At 71.9% G+C, this 20,950-nt stretch carries 18 protein-coding genes; 9 read left to right on the top strand and 9 right to left on the bottom strand.

All coding sequences use genetic code 11. The features are described 5' to 3' along the window. Window positions 1-60: 60 nt before the first annotated feature. Both SANBI_RS00735 and SANBI_RS00730 read left to right on the top strand, forming a co-directional pair. A complete protein-coding gene (locus SANBI_RS00735) occupies window positions 61-1,836 on the top strand; it encodes a pyruvate dehydrogenase (protein ID WP_319158012.1) in 1,776 nt (591 codons plus the stop codon). Between the two features lie 95 nt (window positions 1,837-1,931). Beyond that, window positions 1,932-3,014, top strand: coding sequence for a phosphotransferase family protein (locus tag SANBI_RS00730; RefSeq protein WP_319158010.1), 1,083 nt, complete (start codon window positions 1,932-1,934; stop codon window positions 3,012-3,014). A 106-nt stretch (window positions 3,015-3,120) separates the two neighbouring features. On the opposite strand, the gene SANBI_RS00725 is transcribed toward SANBI_RS00730, so the two are convergent. After that, window positions 3,121-4,542 carry an MFS transporter gene (locus SANBI_RS00725; RefSeq protein ID WP_319158008.1) on the bottom strand — a complete coding sequence of 474 codons (1,422 nt, stop codon included), beginning with the start codon at window positions 4,540-4,542 and terminating at the stop codon, window positions 3,121-3,123. Window positions 4,543-4,619: 77 nt separating this feature from the next. Between SANBI_RS00725 and SANBI_RS00720 the strand changes: the two genes are divergently transcribed. Next, on the top strand, window positions 4,620-5,258 hold the full coding sequence (locus tag SANBI_RS00720; protein ID WP_319158006.1) for a TetR-like C-terminal domain-containing protein: 639 nt from the start codon (window positions 4,620-4,622) through the stop codon (window positions 5,256-5,258). A gap of 166 nt (window positions 5,259-5,424) precedes the next feature. Here SANBI_RS00720 and SANBI_RS00715 read toward each other — a convergent pair whose 3' ends face one another. Further along, window positions 5,425-5,862, bottom strand: a complete 438-nt coding sequence (locus SANBI_RS00715; RefSeq protein WP_319158004.1) for a DoxX family protein — start codon at window positions 5,860-5,862, stop codon at window positions 5,425-5,427. Window positions 5,863-6,001: 139 nt separating this feature from the next. On the opposite strand from SANBI_RS00715, the gene SANBI_RS00710 reads away from it, so the two are divergent. The 3 genes from SANBI_RS00710 (at window position 6,002) to SANBI_RS00700 (ending at window position 9,466) form a co-directional block, all read left to right on the top strand. Beyond that, window positions 6,002-6,502, top strand: coding sequence for an NfeD family protein (locus SANBI_RS00710; RefSeq protein WP_179912079.1), 501 nt, complete (start codon window positions 6,002-6,004; stop codon window positions 6,500-6,502). Window positions 6,503-6,608: 106 nt separating this feature from the next. After that, window positions 6,609-8,087 carry a flotillin family protein gene (locus SANBI_RS00705; protein ID WP_319158001.1) on the top strand — a complete coding sequence of 493 codons (1,479 nt, stop codon included), beginning with the start codon at window positions 6,609-6,611 and terminating at the stop codon, window positions 8,085-8,087. A gap of 413 nt (window positions 8,088-8,500) precedes the next feature. Next, on the top strand, window positions 8,501-9,466 hold the full coding sequence (locus SANBI_RS00700; protein ID WP_319157999.1) for an alpha/beta hydrolase: 966 nt from the start codon (window positions 8,501-8,503) through the stop codon (window positions 9,464-9,466). Here SANBI_RS00700 and SANBI_RS00695 read toward each other — a convergent pair. Beyond that, window positions 9,423-10,433, bottom strand: a complete 1,011-nt coding sequence (locus tag SANBI_RS00695) for an EamA family transporter (RefSeq protein WP_319157997.1) — start codon at window positions 10,431-10,433, stop codon at window positions 9,423-9,425. The two genes, SANBI_RS00700 and SANBI_RS00695, sit on opposite strands and share 44 nt — an antisense overlap. A 231-nt stretch (window positions 10,434-10,664) precedes the next feature. Between SANBI_RS00695 and SANBI_RS00690 the strand changes: the two genes are divergently transcribed. Continuing rightward, window positions 10,665-10,979 carry a DivIVA domain-containing protein gene (locus tag SANBI_RS00690; protein ID WP_319157995.1) on the top strand — a complete coding sequence of 105 codons (315 nt, stop codon included), beginning with the start codon at window positions 10,665-10,667 and terminating at the stop codon, window positions 10,977-10,979. Window positions 10,980-11,091: 112 nt separating this feature from the next. Here the strand turns inward: SANBI_RS00690 and SANBI_RS00685 are convergent, their stop codons facing one another. Continuing rightward, window positions 11,092-11,715: a superoxide dismutase gene (locus SANBI_RS00685; RefSeq protein WP_319157993.1), complete on the bottom strand. Its 624-nt coding sequence runs from the start codon at window positions 11,713-11,715 to the stop codon at window positions 11,092-11,094. Between the two features lie 199 nt (window positions 11,716-11,914). Here SANBI_RS00685 and SANBI_RS00680 point away from each other — a divergent pair, with 199 nt between their 5' ends. Continuing rightward, a complete protein-coding gene (locus SANBI_RS00680; protein WP_319157991.1) occupies window positions 11,915-13,408 on the top strand; it encodes an FAD-dependent oxidoreductase in 1,494 nt (497 codons plus the stop codon). Here SANBI_RS00680 and SANBI_RS00675 read toward each other — a convergent pair. Then, window positions 13,310-14,404 carry a VIT1/CCC1 transporter family protein gene (locus tag SANBI_RS00675; RefSeq protein ID WP_319157989.1) on the bottom strand — a complete coding sequence of 365 codons (1,095 nt, stop codon included), beginning with the start codon at window positions 14,402-14,404 and terminating at the stop codon, window positions 13,310-13,312. The two genes, SANBI_RS00680 and SANBI_RS00675, sit on opposite strands and share 99 nt — an antisense overlap. A gap of 157 nt (window positions 14,405-14,561) precedes the next feature. Between SANBI_RS00675 and SANBI_RS00670 the strand changes: the two genes are divergently transcribed. Then, window positions 14,562-15,167 carry a class I SAM-dependent methyltransferase gene (locus SANBI_RS00670; RefSeq protein WP_056135045.1) on the top strand — a complete coding sequence of 202 codons (606 nt, stop codon included), beginning with the start codon at window positions 14,562-14,564 and terminating at the stop codon, window positions 15,165-15,167. A gap of 39 nt (window positions 15,168-15,206) precedes the next feature. Here SANBI_RS00670 and SANBI_RS00665 read toward each other — a convergent pair whose 3' ends face one another. The 4 genes from SANBI_RS00665 to SANBI_RS00650 all read right to left on the bottom strand — a co-directional run bounded on the left by SANBI_RS00665 (window position 15,207) and on the right by SANBI_RS00650 (window position 20,949). Then, window positions 15,207-15,377: a methionine/alanine import family NSS transporter small subunit gene (locus SANBI_RS00665; RefSeq protein ID WP_319157986.1), complete on the bottom strand. Its 171-nt coding sequence runs from the start codon at window positions 15,375-15,377 to the stop codon at window positions 15,207-15,209. Further along, window positions 15,374-16,936 (bottom strand): sodium-dependent transporter, encoded by a 1,563-nt coding sequence (locus SANBI_RS00660; protein WP_319157985.1) that lies wholly within the window; start codon window positions 16,934-16,936, stop codon window positions 15,374-15,376. The genes SANBI_RS00665 and SANBI_RS00660 overlap by 4 nt, the downstream gene beginning before the upstream one ends. Window positions 16,937-17,156: 220 nt before the next feature. After that, on the bottom strand, window positions 17,157-17,735 hold the full coding sequence (locus SANBI_RS00655; RefSeq protein WP_319157983.1) for a CG0192-related protein: 579 nt from the start codon (window positions 17,733-17,735) through the stop codon (window positions 17,157-17,159). 25 nt (window positions 17,736-17,760) lie between these two features. Next, entirely contained in the window at window positions 17,761-20,949 is a 3,189-nt protein-coding gene (locus SANBI_RS00650; protein WP_319157980.1) for an AAA family ATPase, read from the bottom strand. Between the last annotated feature and the right edge of the window lies 1 nt (window position 20,950).

Below are 20,950 nucleotides of genomic sequence, written 5' to 3'. Positions count from 1 at the left end.
CGCCTCCGCCAGACCCACGCGGGGCTCCCGGACACCCGTCGCCCACCGGAGGTACCCATCGTGGCCAAGTCGAAGACCCGCGGCCGATCAGTCGCAGACCTGCTCGTCGCCCAGATCGTCGAGGCAGGAGCCAAGCGCATCTACGGGATCGTGGGCGACAGCCTCAACCCCGTGGTCGACGCCGTGCGCCGTGCCGCGAACGAGGGCGTCGACATCGAGTGGGTGCACGTGCGCCACGAGGAGGCCGCAGCCTTCGCCGCGGCCGCCGAGGCGGAGGTCACCGGGAACCTCGCGGTCTGCGCGGGCTCGTGCGGGCCGGGCAACCTGCACCTCATCAACGGTCTCTACGACGCCAACCGCTCGAAGGTCCCGGTCCTCGCGATCGCGAGCCACATCCCGAGCAAGCAGATCGGCACGAGCTTCTTCCAGGAGACCCACCCGGACCGGCTGTTCAACGAGTGCTCCGTGTACTCCGAGATGATCTCGTCGGCCGAGCAGGCGCCGCGGGTCATCAACTCCGCGATCCACCACGCCTACGGCGCCCCGGGGGTCGCAGTCCTGACCATCCCGGGGGACGTCGCCGACTTCGACGCCCCGGCGGCCGTCTCCGACGTCTCGACCCGCCCGCCCAAGCCGCGCGTCATCCCGGCCGACGAGTCGCTGCGCGAGCTGGCCGAGGCGATCGACGAGGCCAAGAAGGTGACGATCTTCGCGGGGGTCGGGGTGCGCGGGGCGCACGACGACGTCATCGCGCTGGCCGACAAGATCGCTGCGCCGATCGGTCACTCGCTGCGCGGCAAGGAATGGATCCAGTACGACAACCCCTTCGACGTGGGCATGTCCGGTCTGCTCGGCTACGGCTCCTGCTACGACGCGACCCAGGAGGCCGACCTGCTGATCCTGCTGGGTACGGACTTCCCCTACGACCAGTTCTTGCCGGAGTCTGTCCGCACGGTCCAGGTGGACATCGACCCGAAGAACCTCGGACGCCGCACCCGACTCGACCTCGCGGTCGTCGGTGACGTGGGCGAGACGGTCCGGGCGCTCCTGCCGATGGTCAAGCCCGCCAGGTCGCGGCGCTTCCTCGACTCCATGGTCAAGAAGCACGAGAAGGCCATGAACGGTGTGGTCGGCGCGTACTCGGGCGGCAAGAAGGCCGAGTCCATGACGCCGATCCACCCCGAGTACGTGGCGGACGTCCTCGACCAGGAGGCGGCGGAGGACGCTGTCTTCACCGTCGACACCGGCATGTGCAACGTGTGGGCCGCCCGCTACATCAGCCCGAACGGCAAGCGCCGCGTGATCGGGTCGTTCCTGCACGGGTCGATGGCCAACGCGATGCCGCACGCGATCGGTGTCGCCGCGTCGCAGCCGGGCCGTCAGGTCGTCGCGATGTCGGGCGACGGCGGGCTGGCGATGCTGCTCGGCGAGCTCGTGACGATCAAGCACTACGACCTGCCGGTCAAGATCGTGCTCTTCGACAACGCGACGCTCGGCATGGTCCGTCTCGAGATGCTCGTCGACGGGCTGCCGGCCTTCGGCACCGACTCCCCCGTGGTCGACTACGCGGCCGTCGCGCGAGCAGTCGGCATCCCCGCGGTCCGGGTCGAAGACCCGAAGGACCTGCGCAAGGCGCTGCGGGGTGCGCTCGACCGTCCGGGTCCGGCGCTGATCGACGTGGTGACCGACCCGCACGCGCTGTCGATCCCGCCGACCATCACCGCGGGCCAGGTGCGCGGCTTCGCGGCCGCGATGAGCAAAGAGGTGCTCGGCGGTGGCCTGGGCGAGGTCGTCTCGATGGCCCGCTCCAACCTGCGCAACGTCCCGCGGCCCTGAGGGCCTCGTACGCCCGGTCCCGGGGCGCCCGCTGGCGGGACACCCCGGGACCTCCGGTGCTGGTCTGCAGGTCAGGGCGGTGCCAGGATGGTCGGGTGCCTACCGAGACCACGCCTGCCGCCGCACTGCCCCACGCCGTCATCCCGGAGGCCGCGCGTCCGCCGGCAGTCCTGCCGACCGACGCGGACGGGGTCGTCGGGGCGCTCGCCGCAGTCGTCGCGCCGCTCGTGGCCGAGCTCGGCGAGGTCGTGGCGACGGACAAGCTCGACGGCGGGATGTTCGCCACGACCTACAGGATCACCTTCGCCCGGGGCGGGAGGGTCGTCGCGAAGATGGCCCCGACCGCCGTCGAGAAGCTCATGACCTACGAGAAGGACATCCTCTCGACCGAGGCGGCCGTGTACAGGCTCGCCGCCGAGCACCCCGACCTGCTCATGCCACAGGTGCTGCTCTTCGACACCTCGCACGAGCACGTCGCCTCCGACGTCCTGGTCGCCTCGTACCTCGACGGGGTCCCGTGGCACACGCTCACCGACCTCACCTCCGAGCAGCGCCTCGAGGTCGAGGGTCGGCTCGGTGCGTACATGACCCGTCTCCACGCCGTCACGGGTGAGGCCTTCGGGTATCCGGCATCGCCGTCCCTCCAGGCGCCGACCTGGCGCGAGGCCTTCGGGCGCATGGTCTCAGGTGTCCTCGACGACGCCGCCACCTGGGGTGTCGACCTCCCCGCAGGCCGCATGACCGAGGCTCTCGAGCGGCACGGGCACGAGCTCGACGTGGTGCGGACGCCGACGCTCGTGCACACCGACCTGTGGGAGGGGAACATCTTCCTCGACCCAGACTCCCTCGAGATCGTCGGGGTCATCGACACCGAGCGCGCGATCTTCGCCGACCCGCTCTACGAGCTCGTCGGCGCCAGCCAGTTCGGCGACGGCGGTGCCCCCGCGCCGATCGCCGCGGGGTACGTGGCGGCGGGCGGGCACCTGGACACCTCGGAGTCGCTCGCCTCCGGCAACCTCACCTCGGACGACGTCCGCATCCTGCTGTACCGCTGCTACATGTACTCGATCCTGCTCGTCGAGCCCGCGCCGCGCGGCTATGAGGGCGAGTGGGTCGAGACCAACCGCATCACTCTGCTGGCCAAGCTGGGCACGACGCTCGACCTGCTGCTGGACTGACGCTCCGGGCTGTCCGGAGCCCGACGGCGAGCGGGCACACCAGCCTCGTCGAACCCTCCGCGGGTCGGTCGTGACCTCGGACCCGCCCGCTCGGCCCTCACCTGGCTCACGACGTACCCGACCGGCGTCCCGGCCTCTCGTCCAGCCGCCCCGCGAGCACGGCACCCACGAGGCCGAGCGCCGCGGTCAGACCGAAGACCGCGAGGAATGCGGGCGTCGTGGTCCCGAGGCCGGCGACGAGCGCGCCGCCGACCCCGGCGACGACAGCCGTCGCGAGCGTCTGGGCGAGCTGCAGGCTGGCGCTGATGCCGCCCGCTGAGCCCGCCGGTGTCAGCGCCATGGTCGCGGCTGTCGCGGCGTTGAACGCCACCCCCATGCCGACACCGGCGATCGTCCAGCCGACGACGGCCCAGCCGGGCCAGGCGCCCGGCAGCGCGACGGCGAGCCCCATGACGACCTCACCGGCCAGGAGCGCGAGCAGCCCGACCCGCGCCGACCGGGCCCGAGTACCCGGGCGTGCGGCGTCGACGCGCGCCTGGACGAAGGAGCCGGCCGTCCAGGCGAGCGCACCTGCCGCGAGGCCGAGCCCCGCGAGCGTGACGTCGAGGCCGTGGACGCTCGTGAGGCCGAGCGGGAGGAAGGCCTCCGAGCCGAAGTACACGCCGCACAGGATGAACCTGATGACGATGCCGGCCGGTGCCCCCCGACGAGCCGAGAGCGTCCCCGCCGGCACGATGCGTCGCAGCGCGAGGACGCTGCCGGCCAGTCCGGTGACGACGAGGACGACGAGCACCGGGAGGGCGTCGACCTCGAGGCCGAGCAGGAGGGCACCTGTCGCCACGGCGAGCAGGATCGAGAACCAGACGGGTGCGGGGACCCGCCGACCGGCACGCGGCGTCGGGGCCGACGTCCGGCGTGCGCCGGGGAGCACGAGGGGCAGCAGGAGCAGGGGGACCGGTGCGATGGCCCAGAAGACGACACGCCAGTCCAGGACGTCCGTGACCGCACCTGCGAAGACCGGGCCCAGGAGCGACGGGATCGTCCAGGCCGAGGACAGGAAGGCGAACATCACGGCCTGCAGGCGCGCCGGGTAGGCGATGCCGACGAGGCTGTACGCGTAGGCCATGATCGCCCCCACCCCGAGCCCTTGGAGCGCGCGGGCGGCGACGAAGACTCCCCACCCCGGGGCGAGCCCGGCGAGCAGGCACCCGGCGGCGAAGACGAGGCTGCCGACCAGGACAGACCGCGCCGGTCCTCGCCGGTCGATGTCGGTCCCCGCCACGACGGTGCCGACGATGTTGGCCAGCATGAGCGCGGAGAGTCCCCAGCCGTATCCCGACAGGCCGCCGAGCTCTTCGGCCACGGCGGGCAGGATCGTCGCGACGCCGAGCGACTCGAAGGCCACAGCCCCGACGCTCGCGAGGATGCCGACGGTGAACCCACGCAGCCGCGGGGAGAAGACTCCCCCGGGGTCCGGATCAGCACCTGCCGCGCCCGTGGCCAGCTGCTCTGTCGCGTCCTGCGTCATACCCGCTCCTCTGACATATCCGCTCCTCGATTTATGTTCCACGGCGGAACGGAATGAATCTACGATAGGGTTGCACGATGGCGCAAGCAGAGCAGGGCGGGGCAGCGGGGCCGACCAGGGCAGCACAAGGCCGCCCCCGTGACACGACCATCGACGCGCGGGCGACCGAGGCCGTCGTCCAGCTGCTCAGCACGCTCCCCTACAGCGCACTGACGCTCGAGGGCGTCGCGACGGCCGCGGGGACGAGCAAGCCAGCGCTGCGTAGGCGCTGGAAGAGCCTGCCCGGTGTGGTCGTCCACACCTTCATCTCGGTCTTGGGCACGACGCCGACCCCCGACACCGGGTGCGTCCACTGCGACCTGGTGCACGGCATCACGAACCTCGCCGAGGTGTTCGAGGACTCCCCCATCACCCGAGCCCTGCCCGGTCTGCTGTCAGACCTCGAGGCAGACCCGGGGCTGCGGGCGGACTTCTTGCGGGACTACTTCGAGGCGCGTCGCGCGACCTCTCGCACGGTCCTCGAGCACGCGGTCGAGCGCGGCGAGATCCAGGACGGGCTCGACATGGAGCTCGCCCTCGACCTCCTCGCCGCGCCGCTCTACTACAGGGCCTTCTTCGGCCACCAGCCGATCGACGCCGGGCTCGCCGAGAGGACCGTGCAGAGCGTCCTCAACGGCATCGCGACACCCGAGTGGCGACGCCACCACGAGCCCTAGGCCGGGCCCTCTCCCCGGAGCCGGGCCTCGACCCCACCCGCAGGCCGGGCCTCGGCACCTCCCCGAGGACCGACCTCGGCCCCACCCGCAGGCCGGGCACTCGAGGGAGCGGGCCTCGTGGACGGCATGGGACGGGCCATGGACGGCACTCGCCCTGGACCGGCGATCAGCCGCGGCGCCACGCCCTCCACGCACCTGTCGACCACAGCGCCCAGAGCACGAGGACGGGCTGGAACAGCAGACGCCCGGCGCGCTTCTGGTCGGAGTCGAGACCGAAGGCGTCGGTGTGCGTGACGAGCTGAGAGATGTTGCCGGGGAAGATCGCGACGAAGAACGCCGCGACGATCCACCCGACAGGGACCTTCTTGTGCGGGAGGACGAGCAGCGCGCCACCGAGGGAGATCTCGACGACCCCGGAGACGAGGACGACGGTGTCCTCGGACAACGGCACCCACGCGGGGACCTGCGCCCGGAACTCTTCGCGCGCGACGGTCAGGTGCGTGATCCCGGCGAAGAGCAGGAACGCGCCGAGAGCCAGCCGCCCGACCGTCCGCGAGGTCGAGGTGGGGCTGTCGGCGAGCCGTGAGGCGAGGTCGTGATCCATCCCCCAAGTCTCGTCCGCGCGGATGTCACCGCAAGCCGGAGTGGGATTTCTCTCCCTGTGAATATCCTCTGAAACACCTGCGAATAAGGTATCGTGATGGCAAAGAAATGGTCTCGGCACTGACGACGAGAGGTGACGCATGCTGGCATTCATCATCATCGGGGCGGTCGGCCTCGCGCTGCTCGTCCTCTCGATGCTCCTCGGTGAGCTCTTCGACCTCGGGGATGGGCTGGTCTCCGGCACCTCCCTCGGCGTCGGCGGCGTCGTGTTCGGCGCCCTCGGGGCGATCGCCACCACCAACGACCTGCCCCCGTGGACCACCTACGCAGGCTCGGCCGTCGTCGCGATCGCCGTGATGCTCTTCGTCAGGCGCGTGATCCGCGGGCTGGCGAGCTCCGAGGACGGCGCCGCCCGCGACCTCGTCGGCATGCAGGGCGCCGTGACCTCGACCATCACCGGCGGCCACGGAGAGGTCTCGCTCGACGCCGAGCTCGAGCGCCGTCTCGCGTGGGCCGACCAGGTGATCACCGAGGGCACCCGGATCGTCGTCCTCGACGAGGCCGCCGGCCGTGTCCGCGTCACCCCGTACTGGCCCACGCACGGCTCGACCGAGCCGCGCCGCTGGCCGCAGTCCACCTGACCTCTCGCGCACCGGACGACCCTCGCGGGTCACCCGGCGCCGCGACCCACCGCCCGCACCAGCCCACCTCACGGAAGGAGCCACCCCTGCCCGGGGTGCACCCCTCATGACAGACCAGACGATCACCGTCATCGCCGTCGTGGCACTGGTCATCGCGTTCTTCGCGGTGCTCATCTTCATCGCCAACCGGATCCGCCGCGTCCCGCCGAACGAGGCCCTCATCATCGTGGGTCGTGGCGCAGGCAAGAAGGCCTCCGCCGAGGAGGGCGGGCAGCGCGTCATCGTCGGCGGACGCGTGTTCGTCTGGCCGATCCTCCAGCAGGGCTTCTCGATCTCCCTCGAGCAGCGCCAGATCGGCATCACCGTCGAGGGCGTCGACAAGAACCGCATCAAGATCGCCATCAAGGCGTCGATCAACTTCAAGGTCCGCGGCGACGAAGAAGGCGTCCGCCGGGCGGGGCAGCGCTTCCTGTCCCAGCAGGGCACTCTGACCGAGATCATCAAGGAGTCCCTCGAGGGCTCGCTCAGGTCCATCGTCGGCGACATGACGATCGAGCAGATCATCTCCGACCGCAAGGGCCTGTCCGACCGCGTCGTCGACTCGACCAAGCTGGACCTCGCCGAGCAGGGCCTCCAGGTCGACCTGCTCAACATCTCCGACATCTCCACGCCGGGATCCGACTACCTCGCGAACCTCGGCCGTGCCGAGAACGCCCGTGCCCGTCAGGTCGCGGAGATCTCCGAGGCCGAGGCGCAGCGCGCCTCCGACTTCGCAGCGATCGAGGCGCAGGAGCAGGTCGCCGAGCGTCGCAAGGCCTTCGAGCTCAAGCAGGCCGCCATCAAGGCGCAGACCGACAAGGCCAACGCCGAGGCGAACGCCGCCGGTCAGCTGGCCCGCGCCGAGCAGGACCGCCTCGTCGCGACGCAGCAGCGCGACGCGCTCGCCGAGCAGGCGAAGGTGACCGAGGAAGAGCTCGACATCTCCGTCCGCAAGCCCGCCGAGGCCGACGCCTACGCCTCCGTCCAGCGCGCCAACGCCGAGCGTGACGCCGCGAACGCGGCCACCGAGGCAGACGCGTACAAGCGCACCACGATCGCCCAGGCCAACAAGACCGCAGCGATCCAGGACGCCGAGGCCAACGCCGAGGCCGTCCGCCGCACAGGTGAGGCCGAGCGTGACCGCCAGGTCGCTCTCGCAGCAGGTGTCCGTGCCGAGGGCGAGGCCCGGGCAGCCGCGGCCGAGGCCGAAGGTCGCGCCGAGGCCATCGCTCTCGACCTCAAGGCCGAGGCTCTCAAGAAGTACGGCGAGGCCGCTCTCGTCCAGGAGCTCATCGAGCGCCTGCCCGAGATCGTCCGTGCCGCAGCGGAGCCCATCGGCAACATCCAGGGCATGACCGTCATCTCGACCGACGGCGCCTCCGCGATCACCAAGAACGTCGCCTCGGTCCTCGGTGAGGGCCAGGGCGTCATCAAGCAGCTCACAGGCCTGGACCTCACGGAGATCCTCGCCAACCTCACGGGGACCAGCAGCCCGGCACCGGCAGCAACGACGCCGTCAGCTGCGTCGGCACCGACCGCGCCGTGACACCCCGGGCTGCGTGACCAGGGCTCGGTGACGCAGGCCCGACCCCGACACGAGCCGTCCCCGACGAGCCGACCGCCCGAAACTGGGTGGTCGGCTCGTCGCCGTCCACAGGACCATCGGCGCACCACCTCCGCGAGGCAGCGCTGCGGCACACTGGTCCTGTGCCCTCCGACACCAGCCCCGCCACAGTGGTCAGCAGCGCCGGTCGCCCTGCTCGCGCCAGTCGTCTCGAGCGGCTCAGCCGGGCTGGTCGGTTCAGCAAAGCTGGTCAGTTCAGCACAGCTGGTCGGTCCAGCCCAGCTGGTCGGTCCAGCCAGCTCAGCCGGGCCGGTCGTCCCGGTCGGCTCAGCCGGCCCGGTGTCCGAGCCCTCGGCTGGTCCGCCGGGATCATCGGCGCCGCCGCAGCGGTCACCGTGCTCGCCCTGACGCAGCGCGTCCGGGCTCGAGCACTCGTGGTCCGCGCGGCCTTCGACCGCGGTTCGCGGGCGACCACGACCGCGCTGCTGCCCTTCGCTCCTGCACCGGGCGGGGTCACCGTCCAGGCTGGTCTGCGCTACAGGCCAGACGACCCCGACGCGCTCTTCGACCTGTATGCCCCAGCAGGACGCGGCGACGAACCGCTGCCGACGATCGTCTGGGTGCACGGCGGCGGCTGGCTCTCCGGAGCCCGCGCCGGGCTCGCGACCTGGGCGCAGATCCTCGCCGCCCGGGGATTCACGGTCGTCGTCCCGGGCTACACCCTCGCCCCCGCGGCGCCCTATCCGCAGCAGCTCCAGCAGGTGCTCGACGCACTCGCCCACCTGCGCACCTCGCCACCGCCCGGTGTCGACCCCGCGCGGCTGTTCCTCGCCGGAGACTCCGCGGGCGCGAGCCTGGTCGCCCAGGTCGCGACGGTCGTGACCCACCCGGCCTACGGGGAGACCGTCGGTGTGTCGTGCGACCTCCCGCCCGACGCCGCCGCAGGGCTCCTGCTGTGCTGCGGGCCCTACGACCTCAGTCTGATCTCCGGCGCGCGCGGGCTGCTCGGCTGGGCGTCGACGACCATCGGCTGGGCGTACCTGGGCACGAGGGCCTTCGCCGCAGACCCGCGCAGCGCGACCCTCAGCCTCGTCGACCACGTCCACCCAGGCTTCCCGCCCACCTACCTGACGGGCGGCAACGGCGACCCTCTGACCCGCGGGGCCCGGGTCTACGCCGAGCGGCTCGCCGCCGCCGGCACGCACGTGGAGACGCTGTTCTTCGACGAGGACTACACCGAGCGCGGCGCTCCGCTCGGCCACGAGTACCAGTTCGACCTCCGGCTCGCGGCCGCGCGGAGCGCCCTCGACGAGATGGTCAGCTTCGTGACGCGCCGCTCGGCGGAGCTGGCTCAGGGCTGACCGTCTGCGCAGGAGCAGGCAGGCTCGTGGGGGGAACCGCGGGGACGACTCCGGGGACCACCCCTGCTGCGGGAGGCGCCTGGTCGGCACCCGGCTCAGCAGCCCGACGGCCGGCCAGCCAGATGACAGCGGCCCCCGACCCCACGACGAGCACGATCCCCAGGACCACGCCTGCGCTCAGCGTCTGACCGAGCGCGACGGCGCCGACCAGCGCCCCCATCACCGGGTCGACCGCGAAGAGCGTGCCGACCACCCGCACCGAGGTGATCCGGACGGCGAGGAAGTCGAGGCTGAAGGCCACGACCACCCCGAGGACCGCCGAGACCGCGAGGACACCCCAGCCACCGCCGTCGACCCGCGGGGCGGCATGCACCGAGAACGGCGAGAGCAGGACCGCGCCGACCAGGACCGACAGGGCGAGCCCGTCCAGCCCCTCGGTGTCGCCACCGACCCGCCCGGCGAGCACCGTGTACCCGCCGAAGGCGACCGCCGCCCCGAGGCCGAAGACGAGACCGAGCAGCGTGAGCCCGCCGCCGGGGCTGCTCACCAGCAGCACGCCGACGAGGGTGAGAGCCGGGAGCAGCAGCTCACGCCGCCGGGTGGTCGCGACGGCCGCGACGGTCAGCGGCCCGAGGAACTCGAGCGTCACCGCGATGCCGAGCGGCAGGTGCGCGACAGCGTTGTAGAAGAGCACGTTCATCGCGGCCATCGCGACGCCGTAGAGGACGATCCCGGTCCAGGCGCGCCGCGACCGGCCGCGCACCGAGGGGCGGACGAGGACGAGCAGCACGACGGCGGCGACAGCCATCCTCAGCCCGCTGACCCCGAGGGTCCCGACGGTGTCGAAGAGGTCGGAGGCGACAGCCGCCGAGAGCTGGATGCTGAGCGACCCGACCAGCACGAAGAGACCGCCGAGGAGCGGCGCGAGGTGCGGGTGGGCAGCACGAAGAGGACGAGCGAGTGTCATGAGTGGTCCAGAGGTGAGCGTGCCGGCACAGCCGGCGAGGAGCGGTGGTCAGCGGAGACGCTGTCCGACCAGGCGTGGTGCCGGGTCAGGCAGACGTGCGACGACGCTCGACGGACGGTCCTCTGCGAGGCGCACACCCGTAGCTGCTCATGGGATCCATGGAGGGAGGATATCTCGCCGACGGGGCAGGTCCGGCGAGCGTCTCACCACGGGGATGACTACCGTATGGCCATGACGACGTCACACGATGTGCTCGAGTCGCGGTTCCACCCGACCAGGTTGCGCCCGGGCTACTCGGTCGACGAGGTCGACGACTTCCTCGACAGGTGCCGTGCCACGCTCGACCACTACGAGACGGGCGGCACCGCTGCGGCGGTCAGCCTGACCAAGACGTCGGAGACCGGCGGTCTGCTGACCGCCGCAGAGGTGCGCACGGTGACGTTCCCGACCACCCGCTGGCGCGAGGGCTACGCCATGGAAGAGGTCGACGACCTGCTGGACCAGGTCGACAGCGCGCTCGTCCGCTGGGAGACCGTCGCGCGCTGACAGGTCCTCGCGGCGGCGACAGGTCCTCGCGCCGGCCGCGCGCAGGCCGGACCCGCGCGCCCAGACGCTCTCTGCTCCGCGCAGCCCCCGCGCACCGCTCGTCACGCCAGAGTCAGGCGGGCAGCAGGAGCGTCCCCGCAGCACGGGCCCGTGCCAGGCGCGCAGCGACGTCTGACCAGTCGACGATCGTCCAGAAGGCTGCCACGTAGTCGGCGCGCACGTTCTGGTAGTCGAGGTAGTACGCGTGCTCCCACACGTCGAGCATCAGCAGCGGGACGACGCCCGCGGGCAGGTTGCCCTGCTGGTCGTAGAGCTGGACGATGATCGGCCTCGAGCCGAGGGCGTCCCACGCGAGGACAGACCAGCCCGAGCCCTGGACACCGAGGGCGACGGCCGTGAAGTGCGCCTTGAAGGCCTCGAAGGAGCCGAACTCCTCGTCGATCGTCGTCGCGAGGTCACCCTCGGGACCACCGTCGGCACCGGGTGCGAGATTGGTCCAGAAGATCGAGTGGTTGACGTGGCCGCCGAGGTTGAAGGCCAGGTCCTTCTCGAGCTTGTTGACGTTCCCGAGGTTCCCCGTCGCGCGCGCCTCGGCGAGCTGCTCGAGGGCGGTGTTCGCGCCAGTGACGTAGGCCTGGTGGTGCTTGCTGTGGTGAAGCTCCATGATCCGGCCGCTGATGGCGGGCTCGAGCGCGGAGTAGTCGTAGGCGAGGTCGGGCAGCGTGTACAGGGGCATGGAGGGGTCCTCTCGTAGGCGGAGCAGCCACGCTATGACCTCAACTGCGCTTGAGGTCAAGCACGAGATCCGTGAGCCGGTGAGCCCGGCCCGGGCCGTTCGATCCGGTCCGGGATGGTCCGGGCCGCGCACCTTGACCTCAACCTCGGTCGAGGTCCTAGCGTCACGTCGACCTCGTCCTCGACCCTGGGAGCTCTCCGTGCCCGACACCGCACCACGCCTGCCCGTCCCGCAGCCCCGCACCCTGCACGTCGCCGTGGTCGGTGCCGGCCCGGCCGGGATCTACGCAGCCGACACGCTCCGGACGCAGGCCCCCGGGACCCGCGTCGACCTCTTCGAGAGGCTGCCCGCCCCCTACGGGCTGGTCCGCTACGGGGTCGCACCTGACCACCCGGCGATCAAGAGGATCGTCGACTCGCTCCACGTCATGCTCGACGGGTCGGACGTCAGGGTCTTCGGCGGGGTGCACGTCGGCGTGGACATCACGCTCGACAGGCTGGCCGCCCACTACGACGCCGTCGTCGTCGCGACGGGTGCGGACACCGACGCCGTCCTCGACGTCCCCGGGGTCGACCTGCCCGGCTCCTTCGGGGCTGCGGACTTCGTCTCCTGGTACGACGGTCACCCCGACGCCCCACCGACCTGGCCGCTGACCGCGCGGGAGATCGCCGTGGTCGGGGCCGGCAACGTCGCGCTCGACCTCGTGCGCATGCTGGTCAAGCATCCCGACGACCTGCTGAGCACCGACATCCACGACGAGGCCCTCGACGCGCTGCGGACCAACCAGGCCCGCACCGTGCACCTCTTCGCGCGGCGCGGGCCCGCAGACACCCGGTTCTCGGCCAAAGAGCTCCGCGAGCTGGGCCAGCAGACCGGCGTCGAGGTCGTCGTCGACCCGGCAGACGTCGTCCTCGACGCGCACGCCGAGAGGGTCATGACCCAGAGCGCGCAGCGTCGCCTCACGGCGGAGACTCTCGTCGGCTGGTCGCGCCAGACACCCGACCCGGACGCCGCCCGCCGCATCCACATCCACCTCTTCGAGGCCCCGAGCGAGATCCTCGGGTCGGACCAGGTCGAGGCCTTCCGCACCGAGCGCACGGTCCCGGACGGCCTGGGGCACGTGACGGGCTCGGGCACGTACCGGACCTATCCCGTCCAGGCGGTCTACCGCGCCGTCGGGTACCGGAGCACCCCGGTCGACGGGCTGCCCTTCGACCCGGAGAAGAACGTCGTGCCGAGCCTCGCAGGCCGGGTGATCGACGAGCAGGGCCGCCCTGTCCCCGGCAGGTACGTCACCGGGTGGGTCCGCCGAGGCCCTGTCGGGCTCATCGGCTCGACCCGCTCCGACGCCGCGCAGACCGTCGCCTCGCTGCTCGCCGACCACGCGACCGGCGGAGCCTGCGCGCACCGGGACCCTGCCGCCGTCGAGGGGCTGCTCAGGGCACGCGGAGTCACACCGGTCGACTGGGCCGGCTGGCTCCGGATCGACGCGGCCGAGCGGGCGGCCGGGGAGGCGGCTGGCCGGGACCGGGTCAAGATCTCCACCTGGTCAGGGCTCACCGAGGCGGCCGAGACCACCGCCCCGGACGGACGGTCAGCCGACGGTGGCCCCGAAGAGCAGACCGAGCGCGTACGTCGCCGCGGCGGCGCCGAAGCCGATCGCGAGCTGACGCAGCGCACGGCGGACCGGTGACGCACCGGAGAGCACCCCGACCGTCGCCCCCGTGAAGCACAGCGCCACCCCGACGAGGACAGAGCCCACGGCGATGGCCGCGAGCCCTTCCATGCCGACGAGGTAGGGCAGCACCGGGATGAGCGCACCCGAGGCGAAGAAGCAGAAGCTCGAGGCCGCAGCCCCGAGGGCCGTGCCGATCTCCTCGTGGGCGTCCGACTCGCTTGCCGGCGCGATCTCTCGGGAGCCTGCGGCTGAGGCGAGCACGGCATCGGCCCGCGCCTGGGCCTCGCCCGCGTCCAGCCCGCGCGCCCTGTAGACGAGGGCCAGCTCGTTGGCGTCGACGTCGAGGTGCCCGAGTGCGGCCGAGGCCGCGGGGCTCGGGTCGGAGGCGGCCAGGAGCTCCCGCTGAGAGCTGACCGACACGTACTCACCGGCCGCCATCGAGAGGGCACCGGCGAGCAGGCCGGCGAGCCCGGTGACGAGGATCGTCTGCGGGGCGACGCCCGAGGCCCCGACGCCGAGGATGAGCGCGAGGTTCGAGACCAGCCCGTCGTTCGCGCCGAAGACCGCCGCACGGAACGTGCCGGAGATCCGCGTGCGCCCACGCGTCGCGAGACCGCGCACGACCTCGCCGTGGATCCGCTCGTCGGCGGCCATCGCGGCGGTCGCGTCGACGTCGGCGTCGTAGGCCGAGCGCGACTCGGCCTGCTGGGCGAGGGCGAGCACGAAGACTCCGCCGAAGCGGCGCGCGAGCACCGCGAGGAACCGGGTGCGCCACTGGCCGCGGAGCGGACGACCCACGTCGTCGCCGAGCAGCTCGAGCCAGTGCGTCTCGTGCCGCTGCTCGGCCTCGGCGAGCGCCACGAGGATCTCGCGCTCCTCGCCGGAGCGTCGCGCCGCGAGCTCGCGGTACACGGCCGCCTCCGCGCGCTCGTCGGCCAGGTAGCGGCGCCAGCGACGGACGTCGCGCGGCGTCCGTGCGCGGTCGCTGGCGGGGGTGGGGTCGGTCGTCATGGTGACAGTGTGCCGCGACCGCGCGGATCTGGACTTCGCAGGCCCGAAGCCTCGTGCGCGGGTGCCCGGACCCGGGTCAGACGGAGGTCCCGACGCCGGCCCTCCCCGCGACGATAGGGTCGACTCGTCCTGCACCCTCGTCGAAAGGTCGTCACCGATGCGCACTCCGTCCCTCTGGGAGGACATGGTCGCCCAGCGTCCCGAGCACTCCGTCTGGTACGCGACCCGGATGCGCACGATGGCCGCGGAGGGCGCAGACCTCGCGGGCGAGGCGCGCTTCGTCGACGCCATGGTGCCGCGCGGCGCACGGATCCTCGACGCGGGCTGCGGCCCGGGACGCGTCGCAGCAGCTCTGACAGCCGTCGGGCACACGGCCGTCGGCGTGGACGTCGACCCCGTGCTGATCGAGGCCGCCCGTGAGGACCACCCCGACGGCACCTGGGTGGTCGGCGACCTCGCCGAGCTCGACCTCGCCGCCCACGAGATCACCGACCCCTTCGACGTGATCGTCTGCGCGGGCAACGTCATGACCTTCCTCGGGCACGGGACGCACACCTCCGCGCTCGAGCGCATGCGCGCGCACCTGGCGCCCGAGGGCCGGATCGCCGTGGGCTTCGGGACGTCCCGCGGCTACGAGCCCGAGGCCTTCTTCGCCGACGTCGAGGCGGCCGGTCTGCGCACCGACGTGCGCTTCTCCACCTGGGACCTGCGCCCGTACGCCGACGGGTCAGACTTCCTCGTCGCGATCCTCAGCGCCGCCTGACGCCGGAGGGCGCGACGGCTCCCGTCGCGCCCTTCGGCGTCAGCGGCTCCCGGCCGGACCGGACCCGTCGCCCGCGAGCGGCTGGTCGGTCTCCGGCTCGTCGTCGTCAGGGTCGACAGGGGCCCTGCGGAGGTTGAGGATCGCCAGCGCGAGCCCTCCCCAGACGACGGTGAGCGCGAGGACGAGCACGACGATCGCCGTGGGGGTCATGAGCGGTCTCCACTCTTGGTCAAGCCGCCGGTCGGCAGCGGGGGCCAGGGGACGAAGTCGTCAGGGTCCTTGACCCACCGGACCTTGGTCATGATCACGGCGAAGACGACCATGAAGGCGATGGCACCCCAACCGAAGACGAGCCTGAACCACAGCGGATAGCCGCCATAGCCCTCGGTGACGAGCATCCACACCCCCGAGACGAGCATGTAGCCGATGACGAGCGGCACGACGATCCCTACGACGTACTGCCACCAGGGTCCGATGCGCGTCGACGACACCTGGTTGAGGTGCCACCGGAGCTGGGGCAGCAGCCGCAGACGCCAGGCGACCAAGATCGTCATGACGACGGCCGAGGTGATGACACCGACCTCGTTGGCCCACTTGTCGAGGGTGTCGAGCACGTGCAGCGCGGTCGTGGTCGAGAACAGCAGGATCGACACGACAGCCGCGACGCCGCCGACGCGCAGCGCCGCCTGACGCGGGTCCCAGCCGAACTTCTCCTGGAAGGCCGCAGACACCACCTGCAGCAGCGAGAGCAACGAGGTGAGACCGGCCACCGCGAGCGAGACGAAGAACAGCACACCGAAGACGGACCCACCGGGCATCGCCGAGATGATCTGCGGGAAGGTGCTGAACGACAGGGTCGGGCCCGTGAGGCCCTCCAGCTCGGAGACCTCGACGCCCTGCTGGTTGGCCATGAAGCCCAGGGTCGCGAAGACACCGACACCCGCGAGGATCTCGAAGGACGAGTTGGAGAACGCGACCACGAGCCCCGACGACGTGAGGTTGGAACGCCGCTTGAGGTAGGACGAGTACGTCACCATGATGCCGAAGGCGATCGACAGGGAGAAGAAGATGTGCGCGACGGCCGCGATCCACACGCCGGGGTGCAGCAGCGCAGACCAGTCGGGGGTGAAGAAGGCGTTGAGCCCGTCGGCAGCGCCGTCGAGGAACAGCGCGCGCACGACGAGGGCTGCGAAGAGCACGACGAGCATCGGCAGGAAGATGATGTTCGAGCGCTCGAGGCCCTTCTGCACGCCGAGGGCCAGGATCACGAGCGTGACGACCCAGGTGCCGACGAGCGGCCAGAAGACCCCGGGGACGATGTCGAGGCTGACACCGGCCTCGGGCGTCGTGCGCAGGTAGTCGTTGGTGAAGAAGCTGGCGGCGTCGTCGCCCCAGGTCTGACCGACGGAGAACCAGACAAAGCTCAGCGCCCACGCGATGATCACCGTGTAGTACAAGATGATGACGATCGAGATGCCGACCTGGAACCAGCCGAGAGACTCGGCGCGCCGGGTCAGACGCCTGAACACCGTCGGTGCGGACCCGCGGAACCTGTGCCCGAGCGCGTAGTCGAAGAACAGCACCGGGATGCCGATGACCAGCAGCGCGATCACGTAGGGGACGAGGAACGCTCCCCCACCGTTCTCGTAGGCGACGCCGGGGAAGCGCCAGATGTTGCCGAGGCCGACGGCCGAGCCGACTGCGGCCAGGATGAAGCCGGTCTGCCCAGACCACTGCTCCCGTTCGGGTGAGGTCGACGCGCGTGCCATGCGGGAGATCCGATCCGGAGAAGGTGCTGGGACCCGGACCACCCTAGGAGGGCCGGGCCGAGTCCGCACGCCGGTCCAGCATGTGTCGTTGTCGGACTTGTCGGACGCGTCCGGGCGGCGCGGTGGCTGCGGTCCCGGCCGTCGACACCGTCAGCCCTGCCCGATGCGGCTGGGGCGTCCAGACCGTTCGTGCTGCTCAGGCTGGTCGGCCCTCCGGGCGTCAGACGGTCGGGGGTACCAGGTATGCCAGCACGGCCGGCTCGTCCTGGCCTGTCCACGTGCCGGTGAGCGTGTGCTCGCTCGGGACGACCGCGTCAGCCGACGGGAAGCGGACCACGACGATCTCGGGTTCCCCCTCCTGGCCGGCGGCGCTCCCGCTGCCGCGGACGAAGGCTGTCGGCTCGCGCTCGACGGGACCGTCGGGGGTCTCGACCATGAGGCGCACGTGCGTCCCGCCCTCGCGGACGACGCGGGTCAGCTCGGCCCTGTAGACCGGGTCGCCCACGGCGTCGTAGACCCACCGGGTCCCGAGGACCGAGTGCTCCATCGTCCCGACGAGCCACTCGTCCCCGCCCGGCAGCGGCGCGCCCCGGTAGGTCACGGGGACGTGCACGGTGCGGCCACCGACCTCGACGAAGAACGCCTCCATGCCGACCTCGCCGGCCGGGTCGTCGAAGCGGTAGGCGGCGACGGGCACGGTGACCTCCGCGGTCCCGCCGAACCACGGCTGGGACGACAGCCAGGTCGCGAGGGTCTCGGCCTTGGACGGGGTCAGTGTCGCCTGGTGGATGATCGCCATGCCGCTCAATGTAGCGGTGCTCGCCCTACCCGGCGCGGACGGTCAGGGTGCTGGACCCGTCAGGGAGCCTGCGCACGCTGATGCCGTCGGCGATGGTCTGCTTGAGGGCCTCGACGTGCGAGACCACACCGACCACGCGACCTCCGGCTCGCAGCCCGCCGAGGACCCCCAGCACCGAGTCGAGGGTCTCAGGGTCGAGCGAGCCGAAGCCTTCGTCGACGAAGAGCGTGCCGAGGTCGATGCCCCCGGCCTCTGCAGTCACCACGTCGGCCATGCCGAGCGCCAGGCACAGCGACACGTAGAAGGTCTCCCCGCCGGAGAGCGTCCGCGGGTCGCGGGCCGTCTCCGTGCTGTGGTCGAGGACCCGCATCGCCAGACCGGTCTTGCGGGTGCTCACGTCTTCGCGGTCGTCGCTGCGGACCAGCTCGTAGCGGCCGTCCGACATGGTCGCGAGCCTGTCGTTCGCCGCGGCCACCACGTCCTCGAAACGGCGCATGAGCACGAAGGTCGTCAGGGTGAGCGACCGGGTGTTGTCCGAGGACGCACCCGTCGCGAGGTTGGCCATGCGGATCACCGGCTCGGTCGAGTCGCGCACGGTGTCCAGGGCGACGACGGCGTCGGCGACATGCTGTGCCCCGCGCTCCATGTCGGCGGCCCGCTGAGCGACGACAGCCGCACGGGTGGTGGCCTCGTGCGCGATCGCCTCGGCCTCGGTGACCGCTGCGCGGAGCGCGTCGAGGTCGACCTCGACGGTCTCCGGCAGCGCGACGAGCGAGGGCTCCGCCAACCCCGCAGCGACGCGGTCCTGGGCGGACCTGTGCTCCGATACGCGAGCCTCGACGGCGGCAAGCTCACGCCTGTCGAGCCAGGCCTCTCGGACGGCCTGGACCGTGGGGAAGTCGTGGTCGTCGAGAGCACGCACCCGCTCCGTCTCGCGCTCGGCGAGCGACTGCACGGCTGAGGCGTGCGAGGCGCAGACCTCGAGGACCGACGTGATCGCGGAGACCCGACGCTCGAGGACGGCGACGATCTCCGAGATCGTCGCGACCTCGGTGGGCTGTCCGGCGTCCCCGGCGAGAGCGTCGACGACCTCAGGAGCCTCGGTGACGACGTCTCGGTGCGCCGCACGTGCCGTCTCGACCTCGGTCTCGTCTGCGGTGATCGCGGCACCGTCGTGCTCGAGACGGGCCTCGGCGGCTGCCACCTGCTCGGCGAGACGGGACCGGCGCGACTCGGCTGCGAGGGTCTCGGCGTCGAAGTCGACGACAGCGCGCTCGGCGGCCTGGACGGCGGTACCCGCAGCCTCGGCCTCGCGCAGACGGGTCCTGACGGCCTCCATCTCTGTGGCGGCGGCTGCCGTGTCGACCCCGTCGAGGAGAGCCTCGTGCGCCGCGACCCTCTCGGCCAGCCCGGTGACGCTCGCGTGCCGCGCCGTGAGCTCGCGCTCGGCCTCCTGGCGCGCGGCCTCGGCCTGCTCGACGCGCTCCTTGCCGACGTGATCGTCTCCGACAGTCGCGGGGGCTGGGTGCTCGTGGCCACCGCAGACCGGGCAGGGCTCGCCGGGGCGGAGGTCACCGGCGATCTCCCCGGCGATGCCCTCGATCCAGCGTCGGCGCAGCTCGCGCTCCTGGTCGGCAGCCTGCTGGGCCCGGCCGGCCGCGACCGTCAGCGCCGACTCGGACTGCCCGAGCTCGGTCCGCAGGGTGTCGAGCCGCGCGATCGTCTCTGTCGTCGTGGCAGCACGCCGCTCCTGCTCACGCAGGGCGTCGACCTGGGCGGCGAGAGCACGGGCAGCGTCCCGCTCGGTCTCGAGGGCGGCGCGCCGGGCGGGCCGCTCGGCGAGGACATCAGCCGCAGCCGCCAGCTCGACTCGCGTGGCGTCGAGCGCGACCCTGGCCTCCTCGAGGCGGGCACGCCGGGCCAGCAGACCAGCTTCGAGACGGGCGACGCGGTCGAGCAGCACGACCTGCGCGGTGTCGGCGGTGCGGCGCTCGACGAGGCTGGCGACAGCGGTCTCGACGGCGGCACGTGCGGCCAGCACGTCGTCGTCCGGGTGGGCGGCGGACCTGTCGCTCCAGTCGAGACGCGCGAGCGCGTCGATGCTCGACAGGTCGCCGACGACAGGTCCCTGCGCCTCGACTGCGGCAGCGAGGCCAGCAGCCGCTCGGGTGAGCCCGTCGCGCGCGGCGACCTCGGCGTCGACGGTGGGCAGCACGACGCTCGCCCGGCGGGCGGCGTCGAGCCTGTCGGCCAGGCCACGGACCTCGTCGGCCGCCTCGGCGAGCCGAGCAGACTCGACCCGCAGGGCGTCACGACGGGCGACGGCGTCGAGGGTCGCCCTGCCCACATCGAGAACCTGCCGACGGCTGCCGAGCACCTCGCGTGCTGCCGCGGCGTCGACCTCGAGGTGCTTGGCCGTCTCGGCGAGCTCGTGCGCGTGCTCTGCGGCGAGCTTGCCGAGGTGCTCGGGGCGGGCGGCTCGGAGGGTCTCGGCGTCCTCAGGGTCGAGGGCCGACGTCGCGAGGAAGGTCTCGAGCGACACCTGGACGCCTCCCTGGGCGGCCTTGAGCTGCTGGTCCGCCGTCTTGCGCATGGTGACGAGCGCGGCCTCGGCACGGTCGTAGACCTCGGTCCCGAAGACCTTCTGCAGCAGCCCCTTGCGGTCTTCGGGCTTGGAGCGGAGGAAGCTCGCGAACTCACCCTGCGGGAGCACGATCGTCTGGACGAACTGGGCGCGGTCGAGGCCGACGGCCCGCTGGATCTCGAGGCCGACCTCGTCGAGGCGGGTCGAGGTGAGCTCGCCGACGTCGCCGGGCTCCCCCAGTCCGGTCCCCGAGGTGACAGCATCGCTCGGCAGGCGCCACAGCTTGACGGTGGCCTGCTGCTTGGTGGTGCCCTCGCCGCGCTTCTTGGCGCGCTGGCGCTCGGGGGTCCGCAGCACCCTGAACACCCCGGCGGCCGTCTCGAAGGTGAGGTCGACGAAGGAGTCTGTCGCGTCGTCGGCGTAGGCGGACCGGAGCCTGTCGTCGCTCGTCGAGGCGGAGGCGACCTTGCCGTAGAGGGCGAAGACGACGGCGTCGATGAGCGTCGACTTTCCGGCGCCTGTGGGGCCCTCGAGCAGGAAGATCCCCGACGCGGCGAGCGCCGAGAAGTCGACCGTGTGGCGCCCTGCGAAGGGGCCCACGGCCTGGAGCGTCATCGAGTGCAGCTGCATG

It is taken from the genome of Sanguibacter biliveldensis (assembly GCF_033798665.1).
In the GTDB taxonomy this organism is placed as follows: domain Bacteria; phylum Actinomycetota; class Actinomycetes; order Actinomycetales; family Cellulomonadaceae; genus Sanguibacter; species Sanguibacter inulinus.
This window is presented reverse-complemented; position numbering and strand designations above follow the sequence as displayed.

Coding starts and splice junctions, on each gene's coding strand:
- SANBI_RS00725 (WP_319158008.1), bottom strand. CDS start 4,542: ATGACGCAGGACGCGACAGAGCAGCTGGCCACGGGCGCGGCAGGTGCT.
- SANBI_RS00720 (WP_319158006.1), top strand. CDS start 4,620: ATGGCGCAAGCAGAGCAGGGCGGGGCAGCGGGGCCGACCAGGGCAGCA.
- SANBI_RS00715 (WP_319158004.1), bottom strand. CDS start 5,862: ATGGATCACGACCTCGCCTCACGGCTCGCCGACAGCCCCACCTCGACC.
- SANBI_RS00710 (WP_179912079.1), top strand. CDS start 6,002: ATGCTGGCATTCATCATCATCGGGGCGGTCGGCCTCGCGCTGCTCGTC.
- SANBI_RS00705 (WP_319158001.1), top strand. CDS start 6,609: ATGACAGACCAGACGATCACCGTCATCGCCGTCGTGGCACTGGTCATC.
- SANBI_RS00695 (WP_319157997.1), bottom strand. CDS start 10,433: ATGACACTCGCTCGTCCTCTTCGTGCTGCCCACCCGCACCTCGCGCCG.
- SANBI_RS00690 (WP_319157995.1), top strand. CDS start 10,665: ATGACGACGTCACACGATGTGCTCGAGTCGCGGTTCCACCCGACCAGG.
- SANBI_RS00685 (WP_319157993.1), bottom strand. CDS start 11,715: ATGCCCCTGTACACGCTGCCCGACCTCGCCTACGACTACTCCGCGCTC.
- SANBI_RS00675 (WP_319157989.1), bottom strand. CDS start 14,404: ATGACGACCGACCCCACCCCCGCCAGCGACCGCGCACGGACGCCGCGC.
- SANBI_RS00670 (WP_056135045.1), top strand. CDS start 14,562: ATGCGCACTCCGTCCCTCTGGGAGGACATGGTCGCCCAGCGTCCCGAG.
- SANBI_RS00665 (WP_319157986.1), bottom strand. CDS start 15,377: ATGACCCCCACGGCGATCGTCGTGCTCGTCCTCGCGCTCACCGTCGTC.
- SANBI_RS00660 (WP_319157985.1), bottom strand. CDS start 16,936: ATGGCACGCGCGTCGACCTCACCCGAACGGGAGCAGTGGTCTGGGCAG.
- SANBI_RS00655 (WP_319157983.1), bottom strand. CDS start 17,735: ATGGCGATCATCCACCAGGCGACACTGACCCCGTCCAAGGCCGAGACC.
- SANBI_RS00650 (WP_319157980.1), bottom strand. CDS start 20,949: ATGCAGCTGCACTCGATGACGCTCCAGGCCGTGGGCCCCTTCGCAGGG.